Raw genomic sequence first — 8,006 nt, forward strand, 5'->3', positions numbered from 1 at the left:
AGCAACGTATTCAGCACTGCCAAGCGTACTGCCACTGATCAAGGTAATGTCAGCCATAAAGAACCCAACCGAAGTAATGAACCGGTATTGTACGCTGTGAATCAGCTGGGATCTACCTGTGGATAATATGGGTATAGTTATTGGTGGTTCAGGGCACGATGGTACGCATGATGGGGTTTTGCAGGGAGATTAGCGTCTCTGTCGACTGTATTTCATCAATCGTTTGGATCTTGTTGATAAGTACCTGTTGCAGTGCATCTATCGATTTACACATAACCTTAATAAAGATGCTGTAATGGCCTGTGGTGTAATAGGCCTCGACAACTTCTTCTAAACTCTCCAGTTTTTTCAGGGCCGAAGGGTAATCTTTGGCACTTTTCAAAATGATGCCGATAAAACAGCACACATCATAACCCAGCTGTTTTGGATTAACGTGGACACAGGCTGCGGTGATAATCCCCGCTTGGCGCATTTTCTCAACTCGGACATGAATTGTTCCTGGGCTGACACCAAAATTTTTGGCTAATTCAGCATAAGGTGTACGCGCATTTTCCATTAATGCATTCAGGATGCCGCGATCGAGATTATCGATTTGATAAATTTCACCCATATTAACCCCCTTTTTTTATCGATTATCTAATTATAGAGACATAAAAATGAATGATTAAAAGTGAAAAGGCAATATTGTTTGTTGGATATTGAATTTAACCCTCATTCTGTTGCTTAATCGATGACAAGCCAAACGGCACACTAGACAATTTGCATAATCGACAGCAACGAATTGAGAAAACGACAATGAAAAAACAATTTATCCAAAAACAACAACAGATCAGTTTTGTAAAATCCTTCTTTTCCCGCCAATTAGAGCAGCAATTGGGCCTAATCGAAGTGCAGGCACCGATCCTAAGCCGTGTAGGGGACGGTACCCAAGATAACCTTTCTGGTTCAGAAAAAGCCGTTCAGGTAAAAGTAAAAACCTTACCAGATGCAACTTTTGAAGTTGTTCATTCATTAGCTAAATGGAAACGTAAAACCTTAGGCCGCTTTGATTTTGGTGCTGACCAAGGGATTTACACTCATATGAAAGCATTGCGTCCTGATGAAGATCGCTTGAGCGCCATTCATTCCGTGTATGTCGATCAGTGGGATTGGGAGCGCGTCATGGGTGATGGCGAGCGCAACCTGGCTTATCTGAAATCCACTGTTAACAAAATCTACGCGGCTATTAAAGAAACCGAAGCAGCGATCAGTGCAGAATTTGATATAAAACCTTTCTTGCCAGAACAGATTCATTTTATCCACAGTGAAAGCCTGCGCGCTAAATTCCCTGATCTGGATGCCAAAGGTCGCGAACGCGCCATTGCTAAAGAGCTGGGTGCTGTCTTCTTGATTGGGATTGGCGGCAAATTGGCTGATGGCAAGTCTCATGATGTTCGTGCCCCGGATTATGATGACTGGACCTCTCCGAGTGCAGAAGGTTTTGCTGGGCTAAACGGTGACATTATTGTCTGGAACCCGGTACTGGAAGATGCTTTTGAAATTTCATCCATGGGCATTCGCGTCGATGCTGAAGCACTGAAACGCCAGTTGGCTCTGACATCTGATGAAGATCGTTTGAAACTGGAATGGCACCAATCACTGCTGCAAGGCGAAATGCCGCAGACAATCGGCGGGGGGATTGGTCAATCCCGTTTAGTGATGTTACTGCTGCAACAACAGCATATTGGTCAGGTACAGTGTGGTGTGTGGGGGGCAGAAGTCAGTGAGAAGGTAGAAGGCCTGCTGTAATTCCCCTTCATACTTGAAGTTGCAGGGGTGTTAGCCACACTCACTAATCCGAATCACTTACTTGTGTAAGCTCATCGGGATTTGTTCGCTTGCTGCCTACCTGCAACACCAATTATTTTGGGGATTATATTTCCCCAGTCCGCGGTGGCGGTCATCGCGGGTTATTAATCTATGCTGTAGTGATATATAAATATATGTATCACTACATGCAAAGGTTGTTGACGTTATGGCCCGATTTCACCCTCTTAAACATTACTCACATGCGCGTCCAAGGCTGCTATTATCCGTTGGTGCTGGAATAATCACTTACTTTCTGTTGCCATCACATTTCACTGTATTACTGCGCCTGATGGTGAGTTGGAATATATTTGCTTGGCTCTATTTGTTGTTTTTATGGCTGCAATTATTGCGCAATGATCCGAAGAAAATCAGATTAATAGCCCGAGTGCAGGATGAAAGTGCCAGTATGGTGCTGAGTATTGTTAGCATGGCGTGTCTGGCGAGTATTCTGGTTATTCTATTTGAGTTAAGCACGGCGAATCAGTTATCTGGTTCGGCTAAAGCATTTCATTTAGTGCTCACGGGAATGACTTTATTGGTCTCGTGGTTATTATTGCCAACCGCTTTTACTATGCATTATGCCCATTTGTTTTATCAGTCCCGCGATGAGTCAGACGCTATTCTCCCGTTAATTTTCCCCAAAGAGGTTACTGAACCTTCCTATTGGGATTTTCTCTATTTTTCATTCACTATTGGTGTGGCTTCGCAAACCGCTGATGTCTCGACCGGCACGTCAGATATCCGCCGTGTGGTGCTTTTGCAGTCAGTATTGTCCTTTATTTTCAATATGACGATCTTGGGGTTGTCGATTAACGTCGGGGCAGGGTTACTGAACTAGAATAGTTTCTTAGCGCTTCCAACGGCGCATTAAACGGCTTTTTAAGCCAGTATCAAAGCGCCAGATATGATCAAAAATCCGCATGATACCGGGCTTGCCATAGGCGGACATCGCCACGGCATGGAACCTATGTTGATGAGCTTGCTGCTGGATTTTAATTTTTCTGATCAATTCTTCGGGTAAGCGCTGGGCAATAAAATCTGAAATAATCACCGCATCCGCATCATACCAGTCTCGCTCTTCCATTTTGTTGAGAGTGCTGGCCAGACAGGCCGCCAGATCAGTACCGCCACGAAAATGCTGGCTGAGAAAACGTATTGCCTGCTCAATACCACTGGCTGATGAGAGCTCGTAGTGAATGATTTCTGTCGCGAACAGCATGATGTAACAACGGCGATTATCCGCCAGCGCAATACGTAGCAGGGCGAGACAGAAAGCTTTGGCACATTGTTCATTGAAGCCCCCCATTGAACCGGATGTATCGACACAGACAATAAAAGGGCCGCGAGGTTGTTCATCATGACTTTTAAGGCTGACAGGGCGTTGCAAGGTTTTTTCCTGCCAGTTATCACCCTGTAAGCGGTAGGTAAGTAAACGCCGCTCCAGTAGGCGGCGATAAAACTCAAACTCCAATTCACTCATTCCCAACATCACTAGCTCGGTCGGCAGTAATCGTAGAATATCATTGCTCTGATGAATGCCACTGACCTCTTCTGGCACGGTATCAGGTTGGCGCACCATGACCGTGTAAGGTTCAAAGCGAGCATCGGGGGTGGGTTGTGCTTTGGCGGCGCGACTGCGGCCCAGTTGTTCCGCGAGTTGCTGTAACTCCGGCTGCTGTTGGAGAAAATCGCCATATTGCAGCAATAACTGATAATCCCCGCGCTGCAAATGGCCCTGGCTCATGTCCCAAAGCCGCCCTGCCGCACCATCATTCGTCGCCAGTATGGGTTCCAAAGCACCACTAAGTGCTAATCGCTGTTGTAACTCAGCTAAAAGTTGTTCGCGTTCTTGTTCAAGTAACTGATGATGGATAGTGATGGTTTGTAAGGTCAGGCTAACGCGCCAGCGCTGTAAAAAGAGAGTTTGAAAACTATCACCGGTTTGAGGATTTTTTTCTAAATCAGCGGTGTGCAGCAATGTTTTGGCTTGTGTGGCGAAAGGGGAATGCCATTGTTGCAGTTGCCCCACAATCTGCGGGAGATGGGCATAAAATAGCGGGCTATCTTCCAATTGACTCTGTTGGTATAAAGCAAATTCGTTTGCCAGACCTGCGGGGACTTTTGCCTCCCGTATACGCTGTTGTAAGTTTTGCTTCCAGCCGGGGATATCCTTCATTAATGCCCGTTTAATTCGTGGGAATTTTTCAAAGAATATGGCTAATTGCGGTGAGACCAGTAACCCCACCACCATCTCTTCAATAAGCTCACTTTCACTTATCGATAGCAGCAAATCCAGTGTTGCCAGGCTGAGCATAGATCAATGACCGCGTAGTTTTTGTTGTAGCTGTTTCATTTGCTCAGCCACATTCAATAAGCTGGCTTCTATTTTTGCCAACCAAGAGGATGGCGTAAACAAGCAAGGTTGATGTTGACTGAATAGCCGCCGTTGCTCAGCCAGGCTATTTTCTAATTCCGCCAACGCCACCAGCAATTCGGGGGGCACACTGGCGGTGGAAGCTCCGGGTTGCGACAGTATTGATGGCTGGCGGCTGACATCCAATACGGTTATGTGCAGTTGTTCATCAATTTCTGCCTCAATAGATTGGGCATACCCGACCCCATTTAATTTGCCGCGTAAAATCCCACCTTTATTTAACCACTGAGCCAGCGCCTCTTTCTCTATTTGCAGATGATTGACTTGAATGTCATGTAAGTTGAGTGGTTTTTGCAAGAACAGTGTCAGGGTGCTGTCGGTAAGATGGTCTGGCAGGGAATATTGTGGTTTACGGCTGAACATACCGCTTTGTTTGGTCACCGTCAGTGCTTGATGGTCACTTTGCTGCTGTTGGTGCTTCAACCATTGAGCATGTATATGTTGGAGTTTCATTAATAGGCTTTGTTGCTGATACCCTTGTTCTGTTAGCAACTGTTCAAGCTGTTGCTGTAGCAACTTAAGCGAACTCAGGTCATGCCATAAGCAATCTTTCAGCAAAATTAAGTCAATAGGGGTTATTTCATCCCGACCACTGAAAAAGGCGCTAGCTTGCAGCAAACGCAGAGCCTTTTTCCACCGTCGGTCAGAGACATACGGCGCTTTTTCTTGTGCGCTAAGCTGCTGACGTAGCTGAAAAATAAGCTCAAAACAGCTATCCGGTAAGGTTATTTTGTCTATTAAGGGCTGCCACTGATAAAACTCTTCATCGCTGATACTGAGATTTTCAGCTACCGGATTATGATTTTCATTCTGACGGCTGAGTAGCAATGAGCGGAAGTTCTGTTTTTCTTGCACGCGATCCAGCCATAGTCGGATCAGCATTCGGTCATAAAGCGCTTCCAGGCTACTGTCTGCATCGGGTAATTCGTTAGAGGCCGTCACCAACAAGCGCATCGGGATACTGTCTTCCCGATCACCATTACGAAAGCGCCGTTCATTAATGGCGGTCAGCAAAGTATTCAGAATAGCTGGGCCTGCTTTCCAAATTTCATCCAGAAAAACGATTTCAGCTTCGGGTAAATAACCTCCGGTCATGCGCTGATAGCGCCCCTCTTCTTTCAGAGCTTGAATAGAGAGTGGGCCAAATACTTCTTCTGGCGTGGAAAAACGGGTCATTAGATATTCAAATGCCCGGGCATTACGGAAAGCAAATTTTAGGCGGCGGGCAATCAGGCTTTTAGCAATCCCTGGTGGGCCAAGCAGGAATACGCTTTCGCCACTAAGCGCTGCCAGCAAACACAAGCGGATAGCCTCCTGTCTTTCATACAGGCCACTCTCAAGGGCACTGCTCAAGCGGGAGATTCTTTCAGCTAATTGGGATGATTGCGCCATAATTGCTCTATATGTTCCGTTAGTTGATTAATTTTTACCTGAACAGCGGGAATAAATCCTCTTTTTCTTAATGAGATAGCCCGTTGATTAGTAATATTTTTATATCATCAGTTATTTATAGTCGATCTGTTTTCGCTCTTTCTGTTACTTGATTTAAGAGTAGGCAATCTATTGAAATGGTGCATACTGTGCGCCTTTTGGTGGGCGTATAAACAATACAGAACTGGCGATGCGGTCTTAAACGTATGCATTAGCTTATGGATGTTCTAGCAAAAAGAAATCAATTATGAGCACAGAACATAAACAGTCTTTATCGGCGGTAACCCTGGCAGCAATAGGGGTCGTTTACGGTGATATTGGTACCAGCCCACTCTATACCTTGCGAGAGTGCTTTTCTGGTCATTATGGTTTTGATGTCCGTCCTGATGTGGTGTTTGGTTTTTTATCACTGATTTTCTGGATGTTAATTCTGATTGTCTCGGTTAAATATCTGACCTATGTCATGCGCGCGGATAACGCCGGTGAAGGGGGGATTTTAACGTTAATGTCTTTGGCTGGGCGTAATACGTCTTCCAGAGCCACTTCAATTTTGGTGATCCTCGGTTTAATTGGCGGCAGCTTCTTTTATGGCGAGGTGGTCATCACGCCGGCAATATCTGTTATGTCGGCCATCGAAGGGCTGGAAATTGCCGCACCTGAACTTGATCCTTATATTGTCCCCTGTTCGATTGCCGTTTTAACCCTGCTGTTTGTGATTCAAAAACACGGGACTGGCAGCGTGGGTAAATTATTTGCTCCGGTGATGCTGGTGTGGTTCCTGACCCTGGCACTGCTGGGGTTACGCAGCATTATTGCCAATCCAGAAGTGCTGGCTGCACTGAATCCTAAATGGGCAATCAGCTTCTTTACTGAATACAAATCTGTTTCTTTCTTTGCCCTTGGTGCGGTGGTGTTGGCAATTACCGGGGTGGAGGCCTTATATGCAGATATGGGGCACTTTGGTAAATTTCCTATTCGATTGGCGTGGTTTACCGTGGTTTTACCGTCATTGGTGCTGAATTATTTTGGCCAGGGCGCGCTATTATTGAAAAACCCAGAAGCTATCAAAAACCCGTTCTTCTTACTCGCCCCTGACTGGGCATTGATTCCACTATTAATACTGGCAACGTTGGCAACAGTCATTGCCTCACAGGCTGTCATCTCGGGTGTATTTTCCCTGACTCGGCAAGCCGTTCGTTTAGGCTATTTGCCGCCAATGCGTATTATTCATACCTCAGAAATGGAATCAGGCCAGATATATATCCCGGTGATTAACTGGACACTGTATCTGGCGGTGGTATTGGTGATTGTCGGCTTCGAACGTTCCAGTAATTTGGCTGCCGCTTACGGCATCGCGGTGACGGGCACGATGGTCATTACCAGTGTTCTTTTCTGCACCGTGGCGCTGAAAAACTGGCACTGGAATCGCTTCTTTGTCTACTTCTTGCTGGTGGTATTATTGGTTATTGATGTGCCGATGTTCTCCGCTAATGCATTGAAATTGTTCTCCGGCGGTTGGTTACCTCTGTCATTGGGCCTGGTGATGTTTATCATCATGACCACTTGGAAGAGTGAGCGTTTCAGCTTGCTGCGCCGTATGCACGAACACGGTAACTCGCTGGAAGCGATGATTGCCTCTTTGGAAAAATCACCTCCGGTACGCGTGCCTGGCACGGCGGTGTATATGTCTCGGGCGATGAATGTTATCCCGTTTGCATTATTGCATAACCTGAAACATAACAAAGTGTTACATGATAGGGTTGTTCTACTGACACTGCGAACTGAAGACGCGCCTTATGTCCATAATGTTAATCGAGTGACTATCGAGCAGCTCTCACCGACATTCTGGCGAGTGGTCGCGAGCTACGGTTGGCGCGAAACCCCGAATGTGGAAGAGATTTTCCATCGCTGCGGTTTGGAGGGGTTACCTTGCCAGATGATGGAGACTTCATTCTTTATGTCCCACGAGTCACTCATCCTGACCAAGCGGCCATGGTATTTGTTCTTGCGCGGCAAGCTGTTTATTGCTCTCAGCCGTAATGCGCTACGCGCCGCCGATCAGTTTGAGATCCCACCGAATAGGGTGATTGAGCTAGGGACGCAGGTAGAGATTTAATGTAGAAGGCCGTTATGATTAACGGCCTTTTTCACATTCATCACTCCCCCTTTTCATTTGTTCAGCGAAACGTTTCGATGGCGATCACAATTTCATCAAATTGGGTTTGCCTTCTGCTGCCATTTTTCTAAACTCAGTATCAGCGAAACGTTTCGCTGTTGGAGTAGAAAATGAAAA

The 8,006-nt window shown here is 46.1% G+C and carries 6 protein-coding genes; 3 read left to right on the forward strand and 3 right to left on the reverse strand.

The features are described 5' to 3' along the window. Window positions 1–148: 148 nt before the first annotated feature. Window positions 149–610, reverse strand: coding sequence for a transcriptional regulator AsnC (gene asnC, locus ACNSO8_RS00005; protein ID WP_004393055.1), 462 nt, complete (start codon window positions 608–610; stop codon window positions 149–151). A 185-nt stretch (window positions 611–795) separates the two neighbouring features. Here asnC and asnA point away from each other — a divergent pair, with 185 nt between their 5' ends. Together asnA and ACNSO8_RS00015 are read left to right on the forward strand one after the other, a co-directional pair. After that, on the forward strand, window positions 796–1,788 hold the full coding sequence (asnA, locus tag ACNSO8_RS00010) for an aspartate--ammonia ligase (protein ID WP_418393441.1): 993 nt from the start codon (window positions 796–798) through the stop codon (window positions 1,786–1,788). 226 nt (window positions 1,789–2,014) lie between these two features. Then, window positions 2,015–2,686, forward strand: a complete 672-nt coding sequence (locus ACNSO8_RS00015; protein ID WP_418393442.1) for a DUF1345 domain-containing protein — start codon at window positions 2,015–2,017, stop codon at window positions 2,684–2,686. Window positions 2,687–2,695: 9 nt separating this feature from the next. On the opposite strand, the gene viaA is transcribed toward ACNSO8_RS00015, so the two are convergent. Then, a complete protein-coding gene (viaA, locus tag ACNSO8_RS00020) occupies window positions 2,696–4,162 on the reverse strand; it encodes an ATPase RavA stimulator ViaA (RefSeq protein ID WP_418393443.1) in 1,467 nt (488 codons plus the stop codon). 3 nt (window positions 4,163–4,165) lie between these two features. Then, on the reverse strand, window positions 4,166–5,674 hold the full coding sequence (gene ravA, locus ACNSO8_RS00025; RefSeq protein WP_418393444.1) for an ATPase RavA: 1,509 nt from the start codon (window positions 5,672–5,674) through the stop codon (window positions 4,166–4,168). Between the two features lie 286 nt (window positions 5,675–5,960). On the opposite strand from ravA, the gene kup reads away from it, so the two are divergent. Then, a complete protein-coding gene (kup, locus tag ACNSO8_RS00030; RefSeq protein WP_418393445.1) occupies window positions 5,961–7,829 on the forward strand; it encodes a low affinity potassium transporter Kup in 1,869 nt (622 codons plus the stop codon). Window positions 7,830–8,006: the final 177 nt, after the last annotated feature.

The organism is Yersinia sp. LJYL362, from assembly GCF_048323875.1.

Bases quoted from the DNA above. Each gene is read 5' to 3' on its own strand.
- asnC (WP_004393055.1), bottom strand. From the start codon at position 610: ATGGGTGAAATTTATCAAATCGATAATCTCGATCGCGGCATCCTGAAT.
- asnA (WP_418393441.1), top strand. From the start codon at position 796: ATGAAAAAACAATTTATCCAAAAACAACAACAGATCAGTTTTGTAAAA.
- ACNSO8_RS00015 (WP_418393442.1), top strand. From the start codon at position 2,015: ATGGCCCGATTTCACCCTCTTAAACATTACTCACATGCGCGTCCAAGG.
- viaA (WP_418393443.1), bottom strand. From the start codon at position 4,162: ATGCTCAGCCTGGCAACACTGGATTTGCTGCTATCGATAAGTGAAAGT.
- ravA (WP_418393444.1), bottom strand. From the start codon at position 5,674: ATGGCGCAATCATCCCAATTAGCTGAAAGAATCTCCCGCTTGAGCAGT.
- kup (WP_418393445.1), top strand. From the start codon at position 5,961: ATGAGCACAGAACATAAACAGTCTTTATCGGCGGTAACCCTGGCAGCA.